Here is a 25,995-nt window from a genome sequence, read left to right on the forward strand (position 1 = left end):
GATGGAATCATGATTCCATCAGCTTTTTCATATCTTCGGGTAACTCCGCATGAAATGTAAGCTGCCTTTCTAATATCGGATGATAAAACGTTAAATTTGTACTATGCAGGGCTTGCCTCTTTATTTCATCCGTTTTCCCGCCGTACAAATCATCACCAAGTAACGCATGGCCAAGATGCGCCATATGAACTCTAATTTGATGAGTACGCCCTGTTTCTAATTGAAGCGCTACATGTGTCTTATCTTTCAATCTTTTTTGCACATGAAAATGAGTAACTGCTCGCTGCCCATCTTTACGGACCATACGCTCAATAATACTATCATCTGTTCTTGCAATGGGAGCATCAATTATTCCGCTGTCCTCTGCTATCATTCCATGAACAATTGCTTCATATGTTCTTTTTACTTGTTTTTGCTGATGTTGCTTTGATAGCAAATGGTGAATAAAACGATTTTTTGCAATTAACATCAAACCAGATGTATCTCGGTCAAGCCTTGTTACGATATGTACTGTACTTGCCAAATTTTGCTGATCATAATAATGCAAAAGAGCATTTGCTACACTCCCGATTGGATGCTCTCTTGATGGAATTGTTGACATATACGGCTGCTTATTAATAACAAGAACAGAATCATCTTCATACACAACTGAGAGAGGAATACTCTCACTTCGCATCCCTTCGCTTCTCTGCTCAGGCGGGAAGTATACTACTAACTTTTCTCCTTCTTGCAAAACATGCCGTACATTTACATGATGTTCATTCACTTCAATTTCTCCGCCATGAAACTTTATATCTGTTAATGCTGCTTTTGAAATACCTTTCGCTTTCAAAAATTCTCGAATAAGCATTCCTTCATCCGTTTTTGTTATACACCACGTTAAAGTAAACCTTCTCAATTGCATAACTCTCTTCTAACCCTCTCTAATGGTGTGTTTACGATGCAAAACCAACCCGTACGAGCCCGATTAGCCGGGCTAACCTTTCATGAAAGGAAGTTACACTTTACTGATCCGCAACAAATGAATCGCGCACCCGCTTCCAAAATGGAAATGGGCGAAATCTAACAAATCGAACCCTTTGATTTGCGACCCGATATTGAATTGATTTAACATCTTGGTGAACCATTGTTAAATGATCAATTGTAATTTGCAAGTTCATTCCTGTAACTGGTTTTAACACACACGTATGATGCTTCGGTAGTACGAGCGGAGATCCGACTGTACGGAAAACGCGGTTATTAATAGACGCCATTTCTGTAATTTGAATCGCTTCCAACGATGGATGAATAATTGCACCACCAAGTGCTTTATTATACGCAGTACTACCAGAAGGTGTTGAAATACAGAGACCATCGCCGCGAAATGTTTCAAAATATTCACCACGAATTTCTACATCCATAACAAGCGTTCCTTCACTGCTTTTTACCGTTGCTTCATTCAGCGCTAAATATTGTGATTCTTTACTTCCATTCATATAACGAATAATGACCTCTAATAATGGATATTCAACAACTTGAAAAGGCGTTTTCGCAATTGCAATGACAAGCTTCTCAACTTCTGTCGGTAACCAATCTGCATAAAATCCTAAATGCCCAGTATGCACGCCGACAAATGCTGTTTTGTCTAACCGATTTTGGTAGCGATGAAACGCATGCAGCAGCGTTCCGTCTCCTCCAACGGAAATTACAATATCTGGCTCGTTTTCATCCATTGTAAATTCAAAATTACATAAGTACTCGATCATCGTACCCATAAGCGCATTTGATGATTGATCTCCCTTTGACATAATTGCAAATTTCATCGCCCAACACCCTTTAGTTTATTATTCTGTTTCCTTCGTCTCTTTCTTGCGCGAAAAAATCTTTTGTGCCTCTTTAATTTCAAGACGAATCGAAGACATCTCTTCGTCTAATAAATAAGCTGCTTCAGCTGCGCGCTGCAAACGCACTTTAATATCTTCTGGAAAGCGCCCACGATATTTATAATTTAAAGAATGCTCGATTGTTGCCCAAAAATTCATTGCTAACGTTCGAATTTGAATTTCAACTAACACTTTTTTCTCTCCGCGAATCGTTTGCACAGGGTAACTAATAACAACGTGATAGGAGCGATATCCACTGTCTTTCTTTTTCGTCACGTAATCGCGTTCTTCGACAATTTCAAAATCGTTACGTTTTCGTAAAAATTCTACAACTGGCTTAATATCATCAACAAATTGGCACATCATCCGAAGCCCCGCAATGTCTTGCATCTCTTCTTGCAAACGACTGAGCGAAATGTTTCGTTTTTCTGCTTTATCAATAATACTTGCAACAGATTTGACTCTACCTGTTACAAACTCAATCGGCGAATGTTCGGCCAACATTTCAAACTGAGAACGCATTCCTTTTAATTTTACTTTCAATTCTCCTACAGCTTGATGATAAGGAGCTAAAAATTCTTCCCAATTTCGATCCAATGTAACCACCACCAAAACAAATCAGTTTCTTTTATCTCACTGAAAGCTTCTCTTTACAGAAACACTCTTTCTACTTCATTTACGAGTTTCTCACCATAATTTGCATTTCCTTCAATATTTTCAATTAAATAATCTAATTCTTCCTTCATTTGTTCTAACTCAATTTCAACGTCTTGAATACGCACAAACATTTTTTCGTCATTCTGCATTGCATGTTTTAATTCTTCCCAACACGTATGTGGGATGCTTACGTAAATAAAAGATGTTTCATTCTCTAAAATATATAAAAATGATAAATTGTCTGAATCCACAAGTACATGACTACGTGCCTTTAATTCTTCTACACATAGCTCTGTATTTTCTGCACAAAAAATAAGAGCATTCTCTCTTTTTTCTACGCTCTTAACTTGAATTTTATTTTGCATACTTTAACTCCTCCATATCATACTTCCTGTCATAATCAACACTTTCATTGTAACATAACATACACTGAAACAAATAAAACATTGATTGAAATTTAAGAAAAAGCGATAATGAGTAACAGATATTTTATAAAAGGAGCGTACATATGAAACAAGAAATTGAAATTGAATTTAAAAATATAGTGACAAAAGAAGAATTCCATTCTTTATGTCACGCATTTTCCATTACAACATTTGCAAAACAAGTCAATCATTATTTCGAAACGCCAGCATTTTCATTAAAAAACGCTGGTTCTGCCCTTCGTATTCGCTATAAAAATAATACGTATACGCTAACACTCAAACAGCCAGCAAAGGTTGGCTTATTAGAGACACATCAAACGTTAACAGAAGAAGAAGCTCACATAATGATTGAAACAAATAAAGTAATCGAGGGTACTGTTTCTAAGCAATTAGAAAGCCTACAAATTCCTGTTTCTTCAATACAGTATATGGGCAGCTTAACAACAGAACGAGCAGAAACAACATTCGAAGGCGGTACACTCGTATTCGATCATAGTTTTTATTACGAGCATGATGATTATGAAATCGAATATGAAGTAAGCGATGAGCAGGCTGGACAAACAGCATTTTCTTCTTTCTTAAAGGAACATAATATTCCTGTCAGACATACAAAAAACAAAGTGCAACGCTTTTTTCTTGCCAAAGAGCATAAAGAACAATAAACTAGCAAAGGATTGATTGAGAGCTATTTATTTGCTCTTCATGACAATCCGTTGCTACAATAAAGTGAAACTTCCTTCAGAGGGTGCCTTTTCCTACTGAAGGAAAGCTCTCACCAATCGGGCTCTTACTTACAATTATCTCTCGCCTATCTCTTTGTTTTTCTACAAATAATAGCGGGGATAGATATATTTGATGGAAAAAGGAGTTATAAGGATGAACAAGCAACCAACGACACCATTTGAAGCAATTGGCGGTGAACAAGGCATTGCAAGATTAGTCGATACATTTTATTCCTATGTCAGTAAACACCCTGACTTATCTCCCATCTTCCCAGACGATTTAACAGAAACTGCTAGGAAGCAAAAACAATTTTTAACGCAATATTTAGGAGGACCGAGCCTTTATACAGAAGAGCATGGTCATCCCATGCTACGCGCTCGCCATCTGCCATTCGAAATTACACCAAAGCGAGCAAAAGCCTGGCTCTCCTGTATGGAGCAAGCGATGGATGATACGGATGTACACGGACCGATTCGTGACTTTATATTTGAACGTTTAACATTAACTGCACAGCATATGGTTAATACTCCTGAAACAGGTGAAGCTTAATGGATAAACAGGAAACAAAACATACTGTACCAATCTCTTCTTCAAAATGTGAGCCTAAGTCTGTAGAAGCATATTTATTTATTGATCCACTATGTAAAGATTGTTGGGAAATTGAGCCATTAATAATTAAATTATGGCTCGAATATGGAAAATACTTTTCACTCCGTCACATCGTTACTGGTAAAGTAGAAGGGGCTATTTCCCCATCACACAAATGGAATAAACCTGCTAATATTCGATTTGTGTGGGAGAAAACAACAAGTTTACAAGGGTTTTCTTGCGACGGAAAAGTATATATGCACAGCGGCGCATCAACTCCATATATCACTTCACTTGCAATTAAAGCAGCAGAATTACAAGGTCGAAAAGCAGGTTCGAAATTTTTACGAAAACTCCAAGAGTGCATTTTACTCGAAAATATAGCAAAACCAAACATAGATACGCTGCTCATATGCGCGAAACAAAGTGGAATTGATGTGGAAGAATTCAAACAAGATTTACATTCTGTAAGTGCAGCAAAAGCATTTCAATGCGATTTAAAATTTACGAATGAAATGCACATTACAGAAATTCCTTCTCTCGTTTTCTTTCATGCAAATTCAAACGAAGAAGGAATTAAAATTGGCGGTATTTATTGTTACGATGTATACGTACAAGTATTAAAAGAAATTGTAAAAGAAGAAATTGAGCCACAACCACTTCCTTCTCTAGAACTATTACTAGAGCATGTTCAGTTTATATCAACAAAAGAAATTGCTTTTATTTATAATTACTCTGAAAATGAAACAGAACGAGAAATGAAAAAATTGTTACTGAAGAGAAAAGTGCGCATGATTGATATAAAACGAGAACATTATTGGAAATGGATTACAAAGGAAAACGACCTAGTGTAAACACTAGGTCGTTTTCTTTACGGCTTATAAAAATATTAAAGGGGATGGGAGAAATTTCACGTTCAAACAAAGGGGTATATGTTTGTATGTGAATTCGTTCACGTTTATTATATTACAAGATTCGACGTTAATTGACAACCTTTTTTGTCGAATTTCACATTTCTGTCACATTCTAAACGTTTTCATTTTAGAATACAATATATAGAGAGTCTTTTTAGGAGGGTTTTCATTGAAAAAATCCTATCTTGTATTACTCCTTTGTATTATTTTTTTGTTTTTTTGTTTATACGTTCTCTCATTATTACAAGTGTTTCCGCTTATTTTAGCACTTCCACTTTTATTTGGAGCAATTATATTCGCTGTATCTTATTTCAATAACCAAAAGCGTTTCAAAGGGTTTTAACAAAAAAACGAGAGTCATGCGACTCTCGTTTTCTTTTTACTTCTCTTCAAATAGAAGTGCTTCTAATTCATTTAATTTCTCTTCAAATACTTGCATTGCTTCCTTTACAGGCTCTGATGACGTCATATCAACACCAGCTTTTTTCAATACTTCAATTGGATAGTCAGAGCTTCCTGCTTGTAAGAACTCATTAATGTAACGTTCTACAGCTGGCTTACCTTCTTCTAAAATTTGTTTTGATAGAGCAGTTGCTGCACTGAAGCCCGTTGCATATTGATATACATAATAATTGTAATAGAAATGTGGAATACGGGACCACTCTAAACCAATTTCTTTATCGATAACTAAGCTATCGCCGAAATACTTTTTATTTAGCTCATAGTAAATGTCCGTTAACATATCTGGTGTTACTGCATGACCTTCTTGCACTTTTTGATGAATCACATGTTCAAACTCAGCAAACATAGTTTGACGGAATACTGTGCCACGGAAACCTTCTAAATAATGATTCAATAAGTATAGGCGCTTCTTCTTATCATCTGTCGTTTTTAATAAGTAGTCATTGAGAAGTGCCTCATTACATGTAGACGCTACCTCCGCGACGAAAATCGAATAATCACCATACACGTAAGGCTGCGTTTTTCTTGTATAGTAACTATGCACAGAGTGACCGAACTCGTGCGCAAGCGTAAATAAATTATTTACATTATCATGCCAGTTCATTAATACATATGGATTTGTTCCATATGCACCAGATGAATAAGCGCCGCTTCGTTTCCCTTTATTTTCATATACATCTACCCAGCGATTTTCATATGCTTCTTGTAAAATTTCAACATACTCTTCCCCAAGTACATGTAATGATTGTAAGAGCATATCTTGCGCTTCTTTATATGTGACGTTCATTTTCACTTCTGGTACGAGCGGTGTGTATAAATCGTACATGTGCAATTCATCTAATCCAAGTGCTCGTTTCCGAATATCAATGTAACGATGTAATAAATGTAAATTTTCATTTACTGTTTCCACAAGCTGATCATACACAGACTCTGGAATATTATTATTGCTCAGCGCAGCTTGGCGAGCAGAATCATATTTACGGACACTTGCATAAAAATTATTTCGCTTAATTGCACCGTTTAATGTGCTTGCAAATGTATTCTTATATTTCCCATACGTTTCATATACAGCATGAAATGCATCACGGCGCACACGAGGATCATCACTTTCTAAAAATTGAATATAACGTCCATGCGTCACTTCTACCTCTTCCCCATTTTCATCTTGAATAGATGGGAATTTCAAGTCTGCGTTATTTAGTATACCAAACGTGTTACTAGATGCACCCATAACCTCAGAAGCTTGAGCTAATAACGCTTCTTCCGCCTCTGATAATACGTGAGGACGTTGACGCGTAATTTCTTCTAATGCATGCTCATATACCTTTAACTCTTTATTTTCTTGTAAAAATGATTGTAATGTCTCTTCTTCAATTGTTAAAATTTCTGGCACAATGTACGCCATGCCACTTGACGCTTGAGAGTATAAACTTTTTGCACGATCATTTAACGCTTGATAAGATGAATTTGTTGTATCTTGGTCATAGCGCATATGTGCGTATGTATACAGTTTGCCAAGACGCATTGATATCTCATCTTCATATTGCAGTGCCTCTAGCAATGTATTTGCTGACTCTCCAAGTTTTCCTTTAAATTCCGTCAGCTTTGGTAATAGTTCTTTTACCGCTTGAAATTCCGTTTCCCACTCTGCATCCGTTTGGAAAATATCTTCTAAGCGCCACGTGTTTTCTACTTCAATCTCGCTACGCGCTGGCAGTGCTTTTACAGTTTTTGGTTCAGTCATTTGTAAACCCTCCTTATTCATATCCCCTATATAAATCCATTTTGATTTTTCAACATACAAGTCGCCGCCATGCAGAAACAATATGATCGCTACTTGCCTTCTCCTTTTGTTTTAAATCGTGCCCGTGGCAGAAAAAGGCCCTGACCGCTGCTATGCACGGCCAGATGCTCTCGTTCACCTAAAAGGAAAGGGTTTTATGCTGTTCTTTCAATTCGTATTTATATAGTACAATTCGATTCTTCTTATGTAATTCCTTCTGGGTACTTTTCTATTATATCCGTTTTCACTTCACTCATGTTGTACTTTGCTTCCAAAAGCATAAGAGCCTCTGTTAAAAATAAGCGATCAAATTTCCGCACTTCCTCTTCTGTTTTAGGAACAAAAAAACAACGTATTTTTCGATATTTGTAAACATCAACTTGCTCAATTTCCCCAATTACACATAAAAATCGCATATATTCTCTCACTGCTTGCTGCCAAAATATTTGCGGAAAATATGGCAGGGACCTTCTACGAATCCCCCTATGTCGTTCCACATACTGAAAAACAGTATGCAATGAAAAATATTCTCCTACCGCAAATTTTCCCAGTAGCTCAATTAAAATATAAGCTTGCCATATGAAAGAATGCGTACGAAATGCCAAAAGCGATGGTAACGGAACACCTATTTCAGCAGGAAAACAAGAAGGAGATATACGATTCTCATAAAGAAGCTCTAAAAAAGAACGCTCCCCCTGCTTCCACATATGAATGCCATTTGCTCGGAAGCGCTGTTTTTTATTCATCCACTCTTTTTCTAAACGTTCAATGGAAATAGGTGATGTTGTAAGAAGGGTTTTGAATGTAGTGATAGGAAGAGGAAAATAAATTGCATGTGAAAAAACGATCGACGAGGAAAAAGGTAAAAGAAGATTACATTTGAAAAAAGCTTTTACATTAGGACAAAAATAGAGGAGATATGGATTTGGATAATATTGTACACAGCAGGAATGAAAAGAGGATAGCGACAACCAATATGCCCCGTGACGTTTGAATTGATTCCCTCCTAAAATCCATAATATTTGAATCCCTTCTTTCCAATACCCTTCTGTTCGTTTTAACAACTGCTTCTCTGATAAAGTTGCGCATTGATATTCAATTGCAATTTGCCGATTATCAATTGTTACAAACAAATCCGGCCGCTGCTGAATCGCTGGTAAATAGTGCTCTATCTTTATTGAACAAACTTGTGACTGAAACCATCTGTATAACTGCTCTTTCCCCCGCAAATGGTACGCCGATTCATTTTCAAATTCAACTTTACAGCTATGTGATTTCTTATGTGCAAAGTGCCACTGCTTTTGTTTTCCTAACTTCAGCTGTACTTCGTAATGACAAATGGGACAGAAAAAGCGCTCGTTCTCCCGTAACATCATAAGCTGCTTTTCCTGCCATCCATGAAGAAGATGAATTTCTTCTCCATTTTCTCTCTTCGCAACAAACATAGAATCATTCCTTTCTTCCGTATGGACTATTCGACAATAACAAACGAGTTCCTGCCCAGATAAAGTGAAACTTCCTTCAGTAAGGTTTTTTTACTGAAGGTTAGTTGAACCAATCGGGCTCTTACGGGTAGTTTTTTCGTCTTGAGACACTTGAAGATACTGCCCGTTAATGCGGGATACAAAAAAGACTCATTTCCATGAGCCTTTAAAGTAACGGAGATAATAAACGGTATGTCGATTCTACAATCCGCATCACAAGACGACGGTTATTAAAACGATCGACATGAATTTCATTCGACACCTGCAAATCTTTTTCAAAATCGGTCACAAGTTTGCGAATACTGTTTGTATCATATAAAAAAGCGTTCACTTCAAAATTCAAATGAAAACTTCTCATATCCATATTTGCCGTTCCAATTGACGCCAAATCAGAATCAACAATCACAACCTTGCTGTGTAGAAATCCTTTTTCATATTCATATATCTTGACGCCTGCCTCTAATAATTCTGGAAAATAAGAACGAGACGCATAAAATACCGTCCTCTTATCCGGTTTACTCGGCATTAACAAGCGAACATCAATACCTGCTAAGGCCGCTACTTTTAATGCTGATAAAATATCATCATCTGGAATAAAATATGGCGTTGCAATCCAAATTGATTTTCGTGCCGAGGCAATCATTGCAAAATATAAATGCTTAATCGTTTCCCACTTATTATCAGGTCCGCCTGCAACGAGCTGCACACCTCCCTGTTCATCCCCTTTTACAACATCCGCCTGTAAATAATCAGGAGTTAATACAGCTTCCCCCGTCATATAAAACCAATCTTGTAAAAAGATAAGTTGTAAACTTCGCACAGCTTCGCCTCGTAAATACAAATGAGTGTCTCGCCAAAAACCAAAATATTTATTTTCTCCTAAATACTCGTCCCCAATATTTAAACCGCCAACAAACCCTTCATTTCCGTCAACAACAATAATTTTCCGGTGATTTCGATAGTTAATCTTGTCGTTTAAAATAGGAAAACGTACAGGAAAAAACGGAACCATTTCAACACCGGCATTGTTCAATTCCTCAATATATGTGTTTGAAAGTTTAAAACTCCCTACAGCATCATATAAAAATCGAACGCTTACACCCTCTTTTGCTTTTTGAATAAGAATGTCCTTAATTTTTGTACCAATTTTATCATCACGCACAATATAATATTCCATATGAATATGATGCTTTGCCTTTTTCAATCCATCTAAAATAGCTTGAAATGTCTCTTTCCCATTTGTTAATACTTTCGTTTCCGTATGAAAGGAAATATTTAATGCCCCTAAACGATCAGCTAACCGAAATAACAATTCTTGATGTTCATGCTTTTTCAATATACGATCTTGATCGTACTCATGCCCTTTATACTGTAAAAATGCTTGTTCGTCTAAAAGCGCTTTCTTTTGAAACATTCGTTTCCTTCGAAAATTTTGTCCAAACAGAAGATATGCAAAAAAACCGATTACCGGAAAAATGCCAAGTACAATTAACCAAGTTAGTGTTTTCGAGGGATGACGATTTTCTAAAAAAATGACAAAACCAATTAGAAACCCTGATATTGTAAATAAAATGCTTAAAATTCCTAAAAACGAAATATCTTTAATACCAATTACATCTGAATAAAATGCTACATCAATAAATAGACGCAACGAAATAAATACCACAAATAAACCAATTAAAAAGAACAATAGCTTCAACGTATTTTTCATATCCGCCCCCCTTACTTACAATCACCGTTCGTATATGTGCATTTAAAAAGCCGATTTCATTATAAGGAAATCGGCCTACATTCCAGGAGAAAAATGATGACGAATTGTTTCAAGTGCCCCTTCAGCAACAATTTGCTTTCCATATTCACGAACACGATGAATTGTTAAAGCGGATTCCTCGCCATATTCTAACATTACGCTTAAAATACGGTCAATTTCCTCTTCATCGTGCACTACCTCATCAAACTCGACATATACATAATAGCGGTTTTCAAATGAATATAATTCATCTTTTATCTCTTCAAATATAAGTCGATGACTCAATGAAATAACATGCTCAAAGTCGTCAAATTTAATTAAAAAACCGAATGTACCATCTTCGTTAAAAATTGCTCCTGCTTCTGCCTCTTCTAATTCCTGCTCAAATAACGATTCAATTCGCTCATCTAAAGGAATATCGATAATCTTATCAAGACCAATTGGTAATTCTAATTTTTGTCCGTCTTTCGAAAGCTGTGCTTTCGTTACAAGTACCTCAATTCCCTTTTCAAGTGCCTGCACTTGAATCCAAAGCGGCCCGTCTATAAAAAAGTCATCATGGTCACGCGCTTCATCCATCATTTCCCAAAATAATTGTTCACTTTTATCGCGATTATACCAAATGTCTTCACGGTTAAATCCACGGTCTTCTATATCAATGTACGAGATATAAAATTTCATCGTATGATCATTAACTCTTTCAATATCCATAATGCACCTTTCCCTTCCTATTTGGAATGGTTATGAAGGGACTCCCCAATCATATTACAAAAAAATTAGAATCTTGTACTCTCATTTTATGATAAGATGCACCAGAATGGAAATAAAATCACCTTATTTACCAAAAAAACAGTCATTTACCTAATTTCTCATTCAATATATACGTACAAATTGAAAAAACCTCTTTTTTTAGATAGGCGAGAGCATCTGACCATGCATAGGAGCGGTCAGGTCCTTTTTCTGCCACGGGCGGGATTTAAAACAAAGGGAGATAGCGAGTGCAAAGCACCTTTTTTCTTCATAGCCGCGATTTATATGTTGAAAATCAAAAACCGAACTAAAATACTTTCTTTTTATGGGCGAGAGCATCTGGCCTAGCATCACAGCGGTCATGTTGTTTCTTCGTAGCAGCAACTAGTAGCGTCGAAAAGTTAAATTGGATTCCCCTCTTCTTATTTCAGAAAAAATATTGGACATGCTATCACTGGAAATGATTGTCCTATATTCTTTTTTCCTGCATATGATGTAAACGAAACAAGCTTACAAATACATCGGCTGTCCATATATCTCTTACCTATGACGTGACTGAAAACAAATCCGCTCCTAATAGACGATATTTCTCTCTATTAGGACTGAGTAAACGGAGGCAAACTGAATGGATTTAGACTTTCTCACATCCATCTTTATAATCGTTGGTATTGATGTTGTATTAGGCGGCGATAACGCAATTGTCATTGCACTCGCTAGTCGAAACTTACCAGAGGCAGAACGGAATAAAGCTATTGTTTTAGGCACTGGTTTAGCCATCATATTACGTATCCTACTCACAATAATGGCCGTTTATTTACTTAATATTCCCTTTTTGCAATTAGCAGGTGGCATTTTACTCACTTTCATTGCAATCAATCTGCTTACAGATAACAGCCATGATCTTTCTAGTATTAAGGCAAAGACAACATTATTCCAAGCTGTGCGAACAATCGTTTTCGCAGATCTTGTTATGGGATTTGATAATGTACTTGCAATCGCAGGAGCTTCTCATGGAAATATTACATTAGTTGTTCTCGGATTACTCATTTCTATTCCTATTATTATTTGGGGAAGTAAGCTTATTTTATTATGCATGGAAAGATTTCCTCTTCTCGTCTATATCGGCGCTACAATCTTAGCTTACACAGCAGGCAGCATGGTAACACATGAAAAAAATCTTAGATCATTTTTCGAGACAAAACCACTTTTCACGGCAAGCATTCCCTTTCTTTTTATGATTACGGTGCTACTAGTTGGAATTGTTGTAAACCAAGTAAAGCTGCGAAATACTTGAACTATTTATCATTGATTATTATCAGACTTTTGCTGTCTGCTATAAATACAAGTAAAAACCCCATTTCTTTTTAGGGGGACGAGAGCATCTGGCCATGCATAGCAGCTACATATATGTTGAAAAATCAAAATGGATTTATGCAAAATATCGGTCGTTTGACGAAATGTACAGTATATGCTCCGTATAAAATGAAAAGGAACTGATTCGCTCATCCTGCTAAAACAGGAGAGGGAATCAGTTCCTTTTGCATATTATATTAATTTACAAGACGCTGCGCTTCTCGCAATTGGAACGTTCTCACTGTTCGTGGTAAGAAACGACGAATTTCATCTTCGTTATAACCAACTTGCAGGCGTTTTTCATCAATGATAATAGGACGACGAAGAATACCTGGGTAATCGCGAATAAGCTTATATAAATCTTGAAGAGGTAAAGATTCTAAATTAATATTCAATTCTTGAAAAATTTTAGAACGAGTTGAAATAATCTCATCTGTTCCGCTTTCCGTCATACGTAAAATCTCTTTAATTTCCTCAATCGATAATGGATCAGAGAAAATATTACGTTCTGTATAAGGAATATGGTTTTCCTCTAACCATAATTTCGCTTTTCTACAAGACGTACAACTTGGAGAACTATATAGTGTTACCATACATTACTCACTCTCCTTAAAAGAGTACAAATTCTGTACTATTTCACATTTTTATAATTATACTCAAACAAATTTTGTATTACTCATGATTACTTATCTAAAAATAAAGAACTTCTAAACCTGTAAGCGAACTTCTCTAAAAAAATAATTACTTTAAATAAGTAACTTCTATAATTCATTATACAATAGAACAGAAGAGAAATATACAATAATTTTTCTTCATAATATACATAAAAGTTATGCAAAAGATGTGCATTTTGTAAGAAAAGTATGTATACAAGAAAACAAAGGAACGTCTGTTCTTAATTTATTTTATCAAACTACTTTCCCGCCGTCTATACAAATTACACAAATACACTCTTTTTATCAAACAATTCTTTTTTTTTTGTCTTTTCCAACATACAATATAACTATACTTATGCAAAGGAGGATTACATATGGGAGCTTTTTTTCTTGATTTTGTAATCGTTGCAGCATTAGTCATTGGGATCACCGCAACTATTGGGGTTGTAACAAATGGGATCGGCGAAAAATTGTTTGGCCGCAAAGACAAAATGAAATTCGTAAATAAATCTGCCGAAGTGCAAACCGGCTGGAATCAAGTTGGCGGTAAGGGAATTTATAAAAAACATACGTATTAAAAAAAGAAGCAGGATTCGAATCCTGCTTCTTTTTTCATGCGTATTATTTTCCTACAGAAGTCCATTTAAAGCTTAGCTCTGGACCATATTTATTGATGTAAAGATCTTTTATTGTTTCACGCTCTAAAAATGCTCTTCCGCGTTGATAGATTGGTGCAATTGCCGCTTCATCAAATAGGATTTTTTCTGCTTTCGAAAGATTATTCCAACGTTCTTTTACATCAGATCCTTCTTTCTTAGCCTTTGTAATCAGTTCATCATATTGAGCATTTGAATAACCCATTTTATTTTGTGCACCATTTGTTACAAATAAATCAAGGAATGTCATTGCATCTGGGTAGTCTGGTCCCCAACCGCTATATGAGATATCATAATCACCACTGCTCTCTAACTTTAACACTTGTGCAAAAGGTTGTACTTTCACATTTAGTTTTAAGCCTGGTAAATTCTTTTCTAATTCACCTTTTAAAAACTCACTAATTTTCTTCGCTAATTCTGTATCAGAGTTTAATAACGTTAATTCAATTGTGTCTTTTCCAAGCTCTTTTTTACCAGCTTCCCAATACTTTTTCGCTTCTTTCAGATCCACTTTTGCAAGATTTCCATTTTCTTTACGGAAATCTTTCCCGTCAGCATTCTTAACAAATTCTTCTGGAACTAAGCCACCAGCTGCTTTTGAACCGTTATTCAACATTGTATTTATCATACCGTTGCGTTCAAACCCTAAAGAAATCGCTTTACGAATATTTTTATTTGCTAAAGCAGGATTCTTTTGATTTAAACGTAAGAAGAATACTGTTGGATCACTTGTCGTTTTAAAACCGCTATCTTTTCTATATTTATCTACAAATTCTGCTGATAAAAGAACGCGGTCAACTGCTTTTGTTTCATATAAATTTACCGCTGTTCCTGTCTCTTTTACGATATTATAGTTGATTTCCTCTAATTTAACTGTTTTATTATCCCAATAAGATGGATTTTTCTTTAATTGGAAGCTTTGCTCATGTTTCCATTCACTTAATACAAATGGACCATTATATAATGTTGTATTTGCTTCTAGTCCATGCTTTTGACCTTGTTCTTTTACGAATTTTTCATTAAGTGGGAAGAACAACGGATATACTGTTAAATTCACAAAATACGGAACCGGATTGTCTAATTCTACTTCGAATGTATAATCATCAACTGCTTTGACACCTAATTGGTCTGCTGGCAATTGTTTCATATTGATCTTCTCTGCATTCTTCACATCAAACATAATGTAAGCAGATTTTGCAGCTGTATCTGGATTTACTGCTCGTTGCCAAGAATACACAAAATCTTTTGCTGTTACAGGGTCCCCATTTGACCATTTTGCATCTTTACGTAATTTAAATGTATATTTCTTTCCATCTGTTGATTTTTCATACGACTCGGCAGCACCTGGAACTAATTTTTGATCTTTTCCAAGACGATATAACCCTTCCATTGCATTGTTCATTACGCTTGAAGATGCTGCGTCTGTTGTTAATGTTGTATCCATCGTTGGAAGCTCAGTTGTTTCAACCATATTGATTACCTGCTTCGCATTACTTGTGTCCCCTTTTGCTTTCGCCTGCGAATCATCTTTTGAATATCCGCATCCCCCTAGAATCATGCTTACTGTCAATGTTGATGCAAGTAGCACCGGCACCTTTTTCTTCATATATTATACCCTCCTCCAAAATGTTAGATCTTTCATTGAAAATAATAAAAAGTGATTAAGTTCTAACAATTCATATTATACATACAAATTGATTATTTGTATATTTATTTTTCTATTTTATGAAAATTTTCTGTTAACATTTTATACCTTCTCCTTGTTTTAATATCAATGTATTTGTTGATTTTTCGTTATTTTTTAACTTATTTAAATTATCTGAATATAATTGTAGGATTTTTATGATATATATTCTGTACAAAATACTATGCTTTCTCTCTTTGTTTTTAAGTGTTCTTATAAAAGAAAAAAACCGAGCACATTTTCCATGTGCTCGGTTTCTCTTATTGATAGATTTCTTTATATTTCTTATACTCCGCCTCTGAGCAAAGAACAAAATGTCCTGGGCGAATTTCGCGCATTTGCGGCACTTCATTACCATATTGATGCTGAGACGGATCGTATACGATACGTTTACGATTACGCTCATAATCTGGATCTGGAAGCGGAATTGCTGATAGTAGTGATTTTGTATACGGATGAATTGGATGCTCGTATAACTCTTCACTCGTTGCAAGTTCCACGATTTTCCCGTGATACATAACACCGATGCGATCACTAATATACTTTACCATCGATAAATCATGGGCAATAAATAAGTATGTTAAACCTTTTTCTTTTTGTAGCTGTTTCAATAAGTTAACCACTTGCGCCTGAATTGACACGTCAAGTGCCGAAATCGGCTCATCGGCAATAATAAAGTCCGGTTCTACAGCTAACGCCCTTGCAATTCCAATACGCTGACGTTGTCCACCAGAGAATTCATGCGGGAAACGACTTGCATGCTCACGGTTCAAACCAACCGTCTCAAGTAAGTCATACACACGCTTCATCCGATCTTCTTTATTTTTAGCAAGACCGTGAATATCAATTCCTTCTGCAATAATATCTCCAACGCTCATACGCGGATTTAATGATGCGTATGGATCTTGGAAAATCATTTGCATTTTACGGTTAAATTTCTTTAATTCAGCACGTGATTTCTTACCGTGTACATTTTCCCCGTCAAACAATACTTCTCCTGCTGTTGCGTCATATAAACGAATAATTGTTCTTCCCGTTGTTGATTTACCAGAACCAGACTCTCCTACAAGTCCAAATGTTTCTCCGCGGTAAATATCAAACGTAACATCATCAATCGCTTTTACAACTCCGCCGTTCACGTTAAAATATTGTTTTACATTTTTTACTTCAATTAATTTTTCACGATTATTAGTCATGCTGTTCACCCGCTTTCATTTGTCGAATACGTCTTTGGACAATTTCAGGTGGCTCCACTTTTGGAGCTTGTTCATGAAGCAGCCACGTTGCTGCATAATGCGTATCACTTACTTTAAAGAAAGGTGGTTCCATTTCAAAGTCAATTTTTAATGCCTGTGGATTACGCGCTGCAAATGCATCACCTTTTGGCGGCTTTAATAAGTCTGGCGGCGTTCCTGGAATTGCATATAACTCTTCTTCTCCGCCTTCTAAACTTGGCATAGAAGCTAATAATCCCCATGTATACGGATGTTTCGGGTTATAGAAAATTTCATCAACCGTTCCAATCTCTACAACTTTCCCTGCATACATAACAGCTACACGGTCCGCTACATTGGCAACAACACCTAAATCATGCGTAATAAAAATGATAGCCGCTTCTGTTTTTTGCTGAATGTCTTTCATTAACTCTAAAATTTGTGCTTGAATTGTTACATCAAGCGCAGTTGTCGGCTCATCGGCAATTAATAATTTCGGATTACAAGCAAGCGCCATCGCAATAACAACACGTTGTCTCATCCCACCTGAAAATTGGTGCGGATATTGCTTAAGACGTGCTTCTGGATTTGGAATTCCTACAAGGTCGATAAGCTCTAACGCAACTTTACGCGCATCAGCTTTATTCATTCCTTGATGTTTAATAAGGCCTTCCATAATTTGATTACCAATTGTCATCGTTGGATTTAACGAAGTCATTGGATCTTGGAAAATCATCGCAATCTCTTTTCCGCGAATTTGTTGCATTTCTTTTTCAGACAGCTTCGTTAAATCACGACCGTCAAAAATAATTTCTCCGTTCTTAATGCGCCCTGGCGGCTTTGGAATTAAGTCCATCAACGCTTTAGATGTAACGGACTTACCAGAACCAGATTCCCCCACAATTGCTAGCGTTTCTCCTTTTTTCAAATCAAAAGTAACTCCGCGCACTGCTTGTACTTCACCAGCATGTGTGTCGAATGAAACTTGTAAATCTTTTACTTCTAACAAAGTTTTCATCATTCCCTCTCCTTTCTTCTTTATTTACGCATTTTTGGATCTAATGCATCACGTAAACCATCTGCTAATAAGTTAAATGCTAAAATCAACAAACTAATTACAGTCGCTGGAATAAACATCATATGTGGATATGTTTGAATTGACTTATACCCATCACTTACTAAAGAACCTAATGATGCTAATGGCGGCTGAATTCCAAGGCCAATGAAACTTAAGAAAGCTTCTCCGAATACCGCATGTGGAATTGTAAACATTGTCATAACAATGATAGATCCCATTAAGTTTGGCACTAAATGTTTTACAATTAATTGTGTATTTGTTGCTCCAAGTGTGCGTGATGCTAATACGTACTCTTGATTTTTCATTTTCAACACTTGTCCACGCACAATACGTGACATGCCAATCCATCCTGTAAGAGTCATCGCTAATGTAATTGATAGAATACCAGGATCCATTACAATTACCATTAAAATTACGATAATTAAGTACGGAATACCATTTAATACTTCAACGAAACGCTGCATGAAGTTATCAACACGACCTCCGTAGAATGCGGAGATACCACCATATGCAACCCCAATAACTAAATCAATTGCCGCTGCTAATAATGCGATATATAAAGATACTCGTGTTCCTTCCCACGTTCTTGTCCAAATGTCACGGCCAAGATCATCTGTACCAAACCAGAAATATTCTTTAATATCACGTTTCTCATACTGATCTACACCATATTGGTCTACACCATCAAAAGGCAGCCAGTGGATCTTCTCTAGAACCGGTATTTTCGGCGGTATTTTTGAACGATCTAAATCTTGATCTTTATAAGAATATTTGCTCATCATCGGACCAAAAATCGCTAATAGAATAATTAAAGCAAGAATAATTATCCCAAAAACTGCGCCTTTATGTTGAAACAGACGTCTTCTTACATCTTCCCAAAACTTTACACTCGGACGGGCAATAACTTCATTATCCGTATTGCTGCGATTTGCTGGTTGAAATAAATCTGGCGATATTTTTTGTACATCTTTCATCATTTTTTCCCTCCCGCTAAACGAATACGAGGATCAACTACACCGTATAGTACATCGACAATAAAGATAACAAGAATAAAAAGTGCACTATAGAAAATTGTTGTACCCATAATAACTGTATAATCGTTTAATGGAATAGACTTAACGAACTGTTCCCCTAAACCTGGTACAGCAAATACTTGCTCAACAACAAGTGTTCCTGTCATTAAAGCAGCAACCATTGGGCCTAAAATCGTAATGATTGGAATAAGAGCATTTCGCAGTGCGTGTTTTATAATAATTACACCTTGACTAATCCCTTTTGCTTTTGCTGTTAAAATGTACTCTGCTTGCATAACTTCTATTAATTCGGTACGTGCAAAACGAGCTATTGTAGCTATTACAGATACCGACAATGCAATTGTTGGAAGAATTGTATATTCAAACCCTTTCCAAAACGCTACCGGTAACCAGCCCGCTTTTACTGCTACATAATATTGTAGTAGTGCCGCAAAAACGAATGCAGGTACAGACATTCCGAGTACCGAAATGAACGTTGCCCCGTAATCAGCCCACGTGTTCGTACGAAGTGCTGCAACAATACCTAATAATAATCCAATAATAGTTCCTAAAACAATCGCTTGAAAACCTAATTGTGCAGATGGACCAATGCGGCCAACAATCATATCTGTTACTGGACGGTTATCATACTGGAATGATACCCCCAAGTCCCCTTGAACTAAATTTTTCATATAATGCACATATTGCACTGGTAGCGGATCATTTAATCCATATTTTTCTAAAATGATTTCTTTTTGTGCTGGTGATAATTTCTCCTGATTTTTAAGCGGAGAACCTGGCAACAACTTCATTAAAAAGAATGTTAAAGTTGTGATTAAAAATAATGTAATGATCATGTACACGAAACGTTGTAATGTATAACGTCCCATAAATAGCACCTCCCCATTTTTTCAAAAGCAATAAGATAGTTTAAAATATTCTTACTATTATCTTTAAAAATAAGAGCATACGCCCATCATAGGCATATACCCTTGAAAACGATGGAATAAATTACATTATTACTACCATTTGTAATAAACCTATTTAAATATGAGATTAAATCTAGCAAATCAGGTTCTCTAATTGCGCATTATGTACCTTCATTTGTAAAAATTAGAATTAAAAGAATAATCTCCAAGTTTCTACAATTTTCATTATACATATAATACGACGATTGTGAATATAATTTTTTATTTTTTTGTTAAAATTTTTAATTTACAGTGTATTTTATATATATTTTGTAAAGACAGGGCTTAACATTGCAGTTATCTAATTAAAGGAAAATGCAAAATTATATATATTTTTCTAAAAATTCTTTATAGTACATATTATAACTTTTATAGTATAATAATTCTAGTAATATTTTGCGGAGGGGAAGCATTTGAATACACTTTTTTCACGTATTAGTATACTAACAGGAGTCTCAATTGCGATTTCTGGCGCATATGCTGCTATATTTTCCAATTCTTTTTTGTTGTATTTTGTTAATATTATGTTTTATATCGCTTTACTCTTCATTATTATCGGAGGATTTGTATTCCTATTTCAACGCGGTTTTTTCAATGTAACAATGTATGCTTTTAAAAAATTAGGTCGATCCAATAAAAAGATTGAATCTTTAATTGAAGGAGAAGAAGAGTGCGATCCGAAAGAAATATTATATCGAACTTATTCCTTTACATGGACATACCCTATCGTCATTACTGGTATCATATTAGGAGCATTATCAACAATTATTGGTTTCGCTATTAAATAATTTGCAAACGATTTATCATGTGTTATAATAGTACAACAATTTTATACGTATGCAATGAGAAAGAAGAGTACATATTGAGGCAATTTCAGAGAGCTTGTGGTTGGTGAGAACAAGTAATTGTACAATATGGAATGGGCTTTTGAGCACCAAACCGAAACGTTTCAGGAGTAGGCTTTGGCGTCACATCCAACGTTACAATGGATAAAGAGATTTTGCTTTCGCAAAATAATTAGGGTGGTACCGCGGTCCATTCGTCCCTACTTTTAGGGATGAATGGGCTTTTTTGTATTCGAAAAGCGCAAGCGGCTCGTTCAAAACCACAAAACGTTAGGGTTCTAGACGAAAATATGAAAAACTAAAAACAATACAACTTTTCAAGGAGGAAATGATATGTCAGTTATTTTTTCAGGCATTCAACCAAGCGGAACAATTACACTTGGTAACTATTTAGGAGCAATGAAGCAGTTTACAGAACTGCAAAATGAACACGATTGCTATTTCTGTATTGTAAACCAACACGCAATTACTGTACCGCAAGATCCAGTACAGCTTCGTAAAAACATTCGCAGTCTAGCAGCACTATACTTAGCATGTGGCATCGATCCAGAAAAATCTACATTATTTGTACAATCAGAAGTTCCAGCACACGCTCAGCTTGGATGGATTATGCAATGCACTGCATATGTCGGTGAATTAGAACGTATGACGCAATATAAAGATAAATCAAACGGAAGAGAATCTGTTCCAGCTGCTTTATTAACATACCCGCCGTTAATGGCAGCAGATATTTTACTATATAATACAGAGATTGTTCCAGTTGGAGAGGACCAAAAACAACATATGGAGTTAACACGCGATTTAGCAGAGCGTTTTAACAAGCGTTATCGCGAAGTGTTTACAATTCCAGAAGTTCGCATTCCAAAAGTAGGGGCTCGCGTTATGTCATTAACAGAGCCGACGAAAAAAATGAGTAAATCTGATCCAAATCCAAAATCGATGATTAGTTTACTTGACGATCCAAAAACAATTGAAAAGAAAATTAAAAGTGCTGTAACCGATTCAGACGGCATCGTAAAATTTGACAAAGAAAATAAACCAGGTGTTTCAAACTTGTTAACAATCTACTCTTCTTTCTCAGGGAAAACAGTTGAAGAGTTAGAAACAGAGTACGAAGGCAAAGGATACGGCGACTTTAAAGGCGACTTAGCGCAAGTTGTTGTAGAAGCAATTCGTCCAATTCAAGACAAATACAATGAACTTATTAACTCTCCTGAATTAGACGAAATCCTTGATCAGGGGGCCGAAAAAGCAAACCGCGTCGCAATGAAGCAACTTCGTAAAATCGAAAACGCAATGGGGTTAAGCAGAAAACGAAGATAAGAAGAAAAGCGCAAGCGGCTCGCTCAGAATGGAAGGGGGATGGAGCTCCTGACGTAGAGGTGATTTTTACCTCGCAGGAAGGCGCGAAGCCACCGACCATTCTAGCCGCTGGAGCTAGACATCAAAGAAAAGCGGAGCCGACTATTTAGCCCTGTTGGCTAAGGTTCTTTCGCACAGAAAGTGATTTTTACTTTCTCGTGCGGAAGGTTCTTAGACAGGAAGGGCTAGGAGGCAGAGCTAGACAAGAGAAAAGCGGATGCGGTTCGCTCACTCGTATGACGATTTTTGTCGAATGGTCTTTATTTCGTGTCGAATCGGCGATATATCGCAAATATCGCCGATAAATGCATTACTTCCGTCGATATCTTAGCGGACACACAAAAAAGGAATGATCCTAAAAGGCACCTACGCGCCTTTTGGATCATTCCTTTTAATTTACCTTTTGCTCATTTTCCATTTCCCACAACTTTTCAAAGAACGGTTGTCCTCTTACAAGTCGCTCACAAAGCTGTTCATGTTTACCTGACCATCCGTGCTTCGCTTCGTCATACAAGCGATTCCACACTTCTTCAAACGGTAGATGTTGTACAGCTGGATATGCTGCTGGATCCCATTCTGTATACCAATAGCGAATCTCCGCTGGATTTTTCGTTGTATGTAGCTGGTCTAGTGCCATAAAGAGCAGTTGTTTTAATTGTCGTTCTTTCCGTGTTAACCCATTCATCATATGCGGGGAAGGTGATAAAATATGATGTTCCTTTTGCGGCGATTCCATTTCAAAATCATATGTTTCTGCTTGTACGTTTTCTACCATTTCATACACCATTTGCTCTTGTCTTGGAATCAGTCGGCTTTTACGTATTGGAATATTGTATCCAATTGTATCAATCGCAATTATTCCTTTTCCATCTGATACAACAAAGCAATACTCTTGCTGCAGTCGTTCATGGTTTTTTCGAATATACGCCTTATGATGTACGTCTTCCAATAGTTTTTGCGGAAGCTCTAGCAATTCGTTCTCGATGTAATGATATAATGTGGAATCTACTTTTACTAATGGTACTTGATCTAACAATTCGATCGTATCATCCTTCCGCCATTCATAGAAATGACAGACGTTATACCCGTTTTCTTCACCTTCAAACCAATTTACCCATACATCATGCAGATATAACATTGCTTACCCCTCACTTCACAACTGTTTGTATATCTCATTATGGTCATCTTTCGTAAAATTTATTCCAATGGAGGAAATATATTCTTATTAATTAATTTCTTCATAATCCTCTATCTTTCATGCTGAACAGTAAAACTTTCATTAGATTTTTGCAGCAAATAACAAGCCATCAGTGGAATTGTTCTTCATCCTTCACTGATGGCCAACTAGGCTTCACTTCTCGCGGAATTTTAAGGTGTAGACTCATACAGGATAAGCAGATTAGCAACTTTTATGAGTCAAAAGACAATGCCCCCTCTAAAATAGCTTTAGCATCCATTTCTATTAAAGAAGTTGTGTTCCATTTCTTATGCTCTACACAATCTTTTACAATATGAAATCCCACAGCATATCCAAGCATTTTCGGATAAAATCCTCGTCCATTTAGTAATATATCGTGCTCGCGTGTCCCTCGTTGTATCCCCCGCTTACCTTGTATAAACCGACGCCAAAACATAATTGCCTCTTCTTTCTTATAATAAGACACCCACGGAGCATAGTAACTTCCCCCGTGCCGTTCATACACCGCATGTTCTGCCAATCCCTCCATCATCATTGTGTCCAAAATGGTATACGCTTCTTCTCCCTTCTCATTTGCATGAATTCGACATATATGATGATATTCATGAGTAAGCAATGCCTTTAACTCGGCAATCGAATTTTGTGAACTCACAAACAAAAACAAGACATTTCGCATTGCTAATCCCGCTTTTCCGTTATATTCTCGTTGAACAGTTCGATTATACGGATCGGATAACAAAATAAATACCGGTATATCAGGTCCTTTTAACCATTGTTGCAGCTTTTTATATTCTATCGCCAATCGCTCCCATACTCGTTCTTTTTGCAATACGTCTATTTCTTCCTCACCACCTACTACCGGACGAAACATTCCTTTTGAAACAAGAAACCGATACAACGCTTCTTTCTGAAGCGGAATATACTTTGTAAACTTCTCACAAATTTTTTCTGGCTCCTGATAATACTTACGCATCCACACCGCCGTTTGAATCACTCCCACCTCTCCCACTCTCCTTTCGTTCCATACATATGCAACGAAACGAAAGAAAGCATAAAAAAAATGCAGATTTTCATCTGCACTTTTTTTATTTATATTCGTAACTACTCAGCTATACCTTTTAGAAATTTAGAAAAGGGTATGATTCTAGTGAAGATGTGTCTCTCTATTACTTATAAATTCATTACCTATTGTCTACTTTTGTTTTCAAACCTTGCACGTGGCAGGAAAAGGCCCTGACCGCTCCTATGCATCGCCAGTCCATCTCGCCCATTTAAAAAAAATGCTTTTCTGTCGTTTTTTCATAAAGTAACTGAGTAGTTACTTATATTCTTTAAATACTAATGCTGCGTTATGTCCACCGAAACCTAATGAGTTACTTAATACAGCACGTACTTTTTGTTGTCTTGCTTTATTTGGTACACAATCTAAATCACACTCTGGATCTGGTGTTTCATAGTTAATTGTTGGCGGAACAACGCCATCTTGAATTGTTTTCACAGATATAATTGCTTCTACCGCACCAGCTGCACCTAATAAATGTCCTGTCATTGATTTTGTTGAACTTACCGCTACTTTATATGCATGCTCGCCAAATACTTCTTTAATTGCCATTGTTTCATATTTTTCATTCGCTTCTGTACTTGTGCCGTGCGCATTAATATAATCGATATCTTCTGGCTGAAGACCCGCTTCTTCTAACGCTTGACGCATCGCACGCACGCCGCCTTCACCGCCAGGAGCTGGTAGCGTAATATGGAACGCATCACCTGTTGCTCCGTATCCAACGATTTCAGCATAAATATGTGCACCACGTGCTAACGCATGCTCTAATTCTTCTAATACAAGAATTCCTGCTCCTTCTCCCATTACGAATCCACTTCGATTTTTATCGAACGGACGACAAGCAGTTGCTGGATCTTCATTAAATGTTAATGCTTTAGCTGAACAAAATCCAGCAACCGCCATATTTGTTAACGGTGCTTCTGCTCCGCCTGCAATCATCGCATCTGCATCTCCGCGCTGAATAACTTTATATGCATCACCAATAGAATTTGCACCGGATGCACAAGCTGTCACTGTACATGTATTAATCCCTTTTGCACCTAATGCAATGGACACCTGGCCTGCAGCCATATCAGGAATCATCATTGGTACGAGGAATGGACTAACGCGGCGTGCGCCTTTTTCATAAAAAACTTTGTACTGCTCTTCATACGTTTCCATACCACCGATTCCGGATCCAACCCACACACCAATGCGCGGCCCATTTTCTTCTGTAATTTCTAGCTTTGCATCTTCCACAGCCATTTTTGCCGCAGCTACTGCATATTGTGTAAAGCGGTCCATACGACGCGCTTCTTTCTTATCAATATATTTCTCGACTTCAAAGTCATTAATTTCCGCGGCTACTTTCGCAGGAAATTGATTTGCATCTAAGCGTGTAAGATGTCCAATTCCAGATACACCATTTTTAATATTTTCCCAAGCAGTTTCTACATCCGTTCCCACTGGAGTAACTGCTCCTAATCCTGTAATTACAACACGCTTTTTTTCCATACAACATACACTC

At 36.6% G+C, this 25,995-nt stretch carries 25 protein-coding genes and 1 other annotated feature; of the genes, 8 read left to right on the top strand and 17 right to left on the bottom strand.

The features are described 5' to 3' along the window. Positions 1 to 7 precede the first annotated feature (7 nt). From BM350_RS08160 to BM350_RS08175, 4 genes are all read right to left on the bottom strand, one after another. Complete coding sequence (locus BM350_RS08160) at positions 8 to 898, bottom strand: RluA family pseudouridine synthase (protein WP_090915893.1); 891 nt, start codon at positions 896 to 898, stop codon at positions 8 to 10. Positions 899 to 1,004: 106 nt separating this feature from the next. Next, complete coding sequence (locus BM350_RS08165; RefSeq protein WP_090915863.1) at positions 1,005 to 1,802, bottom strand: NAD kinase; 798 nt, start codon at positions 1,800 to 1,802, stop codon at positions 1,005 to 1,007. A gap of 21 nt (positions 1,803 to 1,823) precedes the next feature. Further along, positions 1,824 to 2,459, bottom strand: coding sequence for a GTP diphosphokinase (locus tag BM350_RS08170; RefSeq protein WP_090915861.1), 636 nt, complete (start codon positions 2,457 to 2,459; stop codon positions 1,824 to 1,826). A gap of 53 nt (positions 2,460 to 2,512) precedes the next feature. Continuing rightward, positions 2,513 to 2,884 carry a UPF0738 family protein gene (locus tag BM350_RS08175; protein ID WP_090915859.1) on the bottom strand — a complete coding sequence of 124 codons (372 nt, stop codon included), beginning with the start codon at positions 2,882 to 2,884 and terminating at the stop codon, positions 2,513 to 2,515. Positions 2,885 to 3,027: 143 nt separating this feature from the next. Between BM350_RS08175 and BM350_RS08180 the strand changes: the two genes are divergently transcribed. The 4 genes from BM350_RS08180 (at position 3,028) to BM350_RS26850 (ending at position 5,512) form a co-directional block, all read left to right on the top strand. Next, positions 3,028 to 3,606 (top strand): CYTH domain-containing protein, encoded by a 579-nt coding sequence (locus BM350_RS08180; RefSeq protein WP_090915857.1) that lies wholly within the window; start codon positions 3,028 to 3,030, stop codon positions 3,604 to 3,606. A 214-nt stretch (positions 3,607 to 3,820) separates the two neighbouring features. Further along, positions 3,821 to 4,216 (top strand): globin domain-containing protein, encoded by a 396-nt coding sequence (locus BM350_RS08185; protein WP_090915855.1) that lies wholly within the window; start codon positions 3,821 to 3,823, stop codon positions 4,214 to 4,216. Further along, positions 4,216 to 5,109: a ClpXP adapter SpxH family protein gene (locus BM350_RS08190; protein WP_090915853.1), complete on the top strand. Its 894-nt coding sequence runs from the start codon at positions 4,216 to 4,218 to the stop codon at positions 5,107 to 5,109. The genes BM350_RS08185 and BM350_RS08190 overlap by 1 nt, the downstream gene beginning before the upstream one ends. Before the next feature lie 229 nt (positions 5,110 to 5,338). Beyond that, positions 5,339 to 5,512, top strand: a complete 174-nt coding sequence (locus tag BM350_RS26850) for a hypothetical protein (protein WP_090915851.1) — start codon at positions 5,339 to 5,341, stop codon at positions 5,510 to 5,512. Between the two features lie 36 nt (positions 5,513 to 5,548). On the opposite strand, the gene pepF is transcribed toward BM350_RS26850, so the two are convergent. The 4 genes from pepF to mecA all read right to left on the bottom strand — a co-directional run bounded on the left by pepF (position 5,549) and on the right by mecA (position 11,359). Beyond that, the gene (pepF, locus tag BM350_RS08200; RefSeq protein ID WP_090915849.1) at positions 5,549 to 7,375 is read right to left on the bottom strand and encodes an oligoendopeptidase F; all 1,827 of its coding nucleotides are present in this window, start codon (positions 7,373 to 7,375) and stop codon (positions 5,549 to 5,551) included. A 242-nt stretch (positions 7,376 to 7,617) separates the two neighbouring features. Further along, complete coding sequence (locus BM350_RS08205; protein ID WP_090915847.1) at positions 7,618 to 8,859, bottom strand: competence protein CoiA; 1,242 nt, start codon at positions 8,857 to 8,859, stop codon at positions 7,618 to 7,620. 205 nt (positions 8,860 to 9,064) lie between these two features. Continuing rightward, on the bottom strand, positions 9,065 to 10,609 hold the full coding sequence (gene cls / locus BM350_RS08210) for a cardiolipin synthase (RefSeq protein WP_090915845.1): 1,545 nt from the start codon (positions 10,607 to 10,609) through the stop codon (positions 9,065 to 9,067). Between the two features lie 75 nt (positions 10,610 to 10,684). Beyond that, positions 10,685 to 11,359 carry an adaptor protein MecA gene (gene mecA / locus BM350_RS08215; protein WP_090915843.1) on the bottom strand — a complete coding sequence of 225 codons (675 nt, stop codon included), beginning with the start codon at positions 11,357 to 11,359 and terminating at the stop codon, positions 10,685 to 10,687. A 664-nt stretch (positions 11,360 to 12,023) separates the two neighbouring features. Here mecA and BM350_RS08220 point away from each other — a divergent pair. Continuing rightward, positions 12,024 to 12,692 carry a TerC family protein gene (locus BM350_RS08220; protein ID WP_090915841.1) on the top strand — a complete coding sequence of 223 codons (669 nt, stop codon included), beginning with the start codon at positions 12,024 to 12,026 and terminating at the stop codon, positions 12,690 to 12,692. Positions 12,693 to 12,948: 256 nt separating this feature from the next. Here the strand turns inward: BM350_RS08220 and spx are convergent, their stop codons facing one another. Continuing rightward, positions 12,949 to 13,344 (bottom strand): transcriptional regulator Spx, encoded by a 396-nt coding sequence (spx, locus tag BM350_RS08225; protein ID WP_090915839.1) that lies wholly within the window; start codon positions 13,342 to 13,344, stop codon positions 12,949 to 12,951. A 437-nt stretch (positions 13,345 to 13,781) separates the two neighbouring features. Here spx and BM350_RS08230 point away from each other — a divergent pair, with 437 nt between their 5' ends. Beyond that, positions 13,782 to 13,985, top strand: a complete 204-nt coding sequence (locus BM350_RS08230; RefSeq protein WP_090915838.1) for a hypothetical protein — start codon at positions 13,782 to 13,784, stop codon at positions 13,983 to 13,985. A gap of 43 nt (positions 13,986 to 14,028) precedes the next feature. Here BM350_RS08230 and BM350_RS08235 read toward each other — a convergent pair whose 3' ends face one another. From BM350_RS08235 to opp3b, 5 genes are all read right to left on the bottom strand, one after another. Beyond that, positions 14,029 to 15,669: a peptide ABC transporter substrate-binding protein gene (locus BM350_RS08235; RefSeq protein WP_090915836.1), complete on the bottom strand. Its 1,641-nt coding sequence runs from the start codon at positions 15,667 to 15,669 to the stop codon at positions 14,029 to 14,031. Positions 15,670 to 16,007: 338 nt separating this feature from the next. After that, positions 16,008 to 16,943, bottom strand: a complete 936-nt coding sequence (locus BM350_RS08240; protein WP_090915834.1) for an ABC transporter ATP-binding protein — start codon at positions 16,941 to 16,943, stop codon at positions 16,008 to 16,010. After that, the gene (locus tag BM350_RS08245) at positions 16,936 to 17,979 is read right to left on the bottom strand and encodes an ABC transporter ATP-binding protein (RefSeq protein ID WP_090915832.1); all 1,044 of its coding nucleotides are present in this window, start codon (positions 17,977 to 17,979) and stop codon (positions 16,936 to 16,938) included. The genes BM350_RS08240 and BM350_RS08245 overlap by 8 nt, the downstream gene beginning before the upstream one ends. Positions 17,980 to 17,999: 20 nt before the next feature. Continuing rightward, positions 18,000 to 19,016, bottom strand: a complete 1,017-nt coding sequence (opp3C, locus tag BM350_RS08250) for an oligopeptide ABC transporter permease (RefSeq protein WP_090915830.1) — start codon at positions 19,014 to 19,016, stop codon at positions 18,000 to 18,002. Continuing rightward, positions 19,013 to 19,942 (bottom strand): oligopeptide ABC transporter permease, encoded by a 930-nt coding sequence (gene opp3b / locus BM350_RS08255; RefSeq protein ID WP_090915828.1) that lies wholly within the window; start codon positions 19,940 to 19,942, stop codon positions 19,013 to 19,015. The genes opp3C and opp3b overlap by 4 nt, the downstream gene beginning before the upstream one ends. A 602-nt stretch (positions 19,943 to 20,544) precedes the next feature. On the opposite strand from opp3b, the gene BM350_RS08260 reads away from it, so the two are divergent. Further along, positions 20,545 to 20,808, top strand: a complete 264-nt coding sequence (locus BM350_RS08260; protein ID WP_139207671.1) for a DUF3899 domain-containing protein — start codon at positions 20,545 to 20,547, stop codon at positions 20,806 to 20,808. Between the two features lie 45 nt (positions 20,809 to 20,853). Beyond that, positions 20,854 to 21,070, top strand: a binding site (T-box leader). A 128-nt stretch (positions 21,071 to 21,198) separates the two neighbouring features. Continuing rightward, positions 21,199 to 22,188, top strand: coding sequence for a tryptophan--tRNA ligase (gene trpS, locus BM350_RS08265; protein WP_090915824.1), 990 nt, complete (start codon positions 21,199 to 21,201; stop codon positions 22,186 to 22,188). Between the two features lie 430 nt (positions 22,189 to 22,618). On the opposite strand, the gene BM350_RS08270 is transcribed toward trpS, so the two are convergent. The 3 genes from BM350_RS08270 to fabF all read right to left on the bottom strand — a co-directional run bounded on the left by BM350_RS08270 (position 22,619) and on the right by fabF (position 25,982). Continuing rightward, positions 22,619 to 23,365, bottom strand: a complete 747-nt coding sequence (locus tag BM350_RS08270; RefSeq protein WP_090915822.1) for a YjbA family protein — start codon at positions 23,363 to 23,365, stop codon at positions 22,619 to 22,621. 271 nt (positions 23,366 to 23,636) lie between these two features. After that, positions 23,637 to 24,425 (bottom strand): DUF2268 domain-containing putative Zn-dependent protease, encoded by a 789-nt coding sequence (locus BM350_RS08275; protein ID WP_090915820.1) that lies wholly within the window; start codon positions 24,423 to 24,425, stop codon positions 23,637 to 23,639. Between the two features lie 318 nt (positions 24,426 to 24,743). Continuing rightward, a complete protein-coding gene (gene fabF / locus BM350_RS08280; RefSeq protein WP_090915818.1) occupies positions 24,744 to 25,982 on the bottom strand; it encodes a beta-ketoacyl-ACP synthase II in 1,239 nt (412 codons plus the stop codon). Positions 25,983 to 25,995: the final 13 nt, after the last annotated feature.

The sequence above is a fragment of the Bacillus sp. 103mf genome, assembly GCF_900116295.1.
Taxonomy (GTDB): domain Bacteria; phylum Bacillota; class Bacilli; order Bacillales; family Bacillaceae_G; genus Bacillus_A; species Bacillus_A bruguierae.

Coding starts and splice junctions, on each gene's coding strand:
- opp3C (WP_090915830.1), bottom strand. CDS start 19,016: ATGATGAAAGATGTACAAAAAATATCGCCAGATTTATTTCAACCAGCA.
- BM350_RS08270 (WP_090915822.1), bottom strand. CDS start 23,365: ATGTTATATCTGCATGATGTATGGGTAAATTGGTTTGAAGGTGAAGAA.
- BM350_RS08190 (WP_090915853.1), top strand. CDS start 4,216: ATGGATAAACAGGAAACAAAACATACTGTACCAATCTCTTCTTCAAAA.
- BM350_RS08230 (WP_090915838.1), top strand. CDS start 13,782: ATGGGAGCTTTTTTTCTTGATTTTGTAATCGTTGCAGCATTAGTCATT.
- BM350_RS08260 (WP_139207671.1), top strand. CDS start 20,545: ATGTTTTATATCGCTTTACTCTTCATTATTATCGGAGGATTTGTATTC.
- trpS (WP_090915824.1), top strand. CDS start 21,199: ATGTCAGTTATTTTTTCAGGCATTCAACCAAGCGGAACAATTACACTT.
- opp3b (WP_090915828.1), bottom strand. CDS start 19,942: ATGGGACGTTATACATTACAACGTTTCGTGTACATGATCATTACATTA.
- BM350_RS08220 (WP_090915841.1), top strand. CDS start 12,024: ATGGATTTAGACTTTCTCACATCCATCTTTATAATCGTTGGTATTGAT.
- BM350_RS08185 (WP_090915855.1), top strand. CDS start 3,821: ATGAACAAGCAACCAACGACACCATTTGAAGCAATTGGCGGTGAACAA.
- BM350_RS08205 (WP_090915847.1), bottom strand. CDS start 8,859: ATGTTTGTTGCGAAGAGAGAAAATGGAGAAGAAATTCATCTTCTTCAT.
- BM350_RS08165 (WP_090915863.1), bottom strand. CDS start 1,802: ATGAAATTTGCAATTATGTCAAAGGGAGATCAATCATCAAATGCGCTT.
- mecA (WP_090915843.1), bottom strand. CDS start 11,359: ATGGATATTGAAAGAGTTAATGATCATACGATGAAATTTTATATCTCG.
- fabF (WP_090915818.1), bottom strand. CDS start 25,982: ATGGAAAAAAAGCGTGTTGTAATTACAGGATTAGGAGCAGTTACTCCA.
- BM350_RS08235 (WP_090915836.1), bottom strand. CDS start 15,669: ATGAAGAAAAAGGTGCCGGTGCTACTTGCATCAACATTGACAGTAAGC.
- spx (WP_090915839.1), bottom strand. CDS start 13,344: ATGGTAACACTATATAGTTCTCCAAGTTGTACGTCTTGTAGAAAAGCG.
- BM350_RS08180 (WP_090915857.1), top strand. CDS start 3,028: ATGAAACAAGAAATTGAAATTGAATTTAAAAATATAGTGACAAAAGAA.
- BM350_RS08175 (WP_090915859.1), bottom strand. CDS start 2,884: ATGCAAAATAAAATTCAAGTTAAGAGCGTAGAAAAAAGAGAGAATGCT.
- cls (WP_090915845.1), bottom strand. CDS start 10,609: ATGAAAAATACGTTGAAGCTATTGTTCTTTTTAATTGGTTTATTTGTG.
- BM350_RS08240 (WP_090915834.1), bottom strand. CDS start 16,943: ATGACTAATAATCGTGAAAAATTAATTGAAGTAAAAAATGTAAAACAA.
- pepF (WP_090915849.1), bottom strand. CDS start 7,375: ATGACTGAACCAAAAACTGTAAAAGCACTGCCAGCGCGTAGCGAGATT.
- BM350_RS08245 (WP_090915832.1), bottom strand. CDS start 17,979: ATGAAAACTTTGTTAGAAGTAAAAGATTTACAAGTTTCATTCGACACA.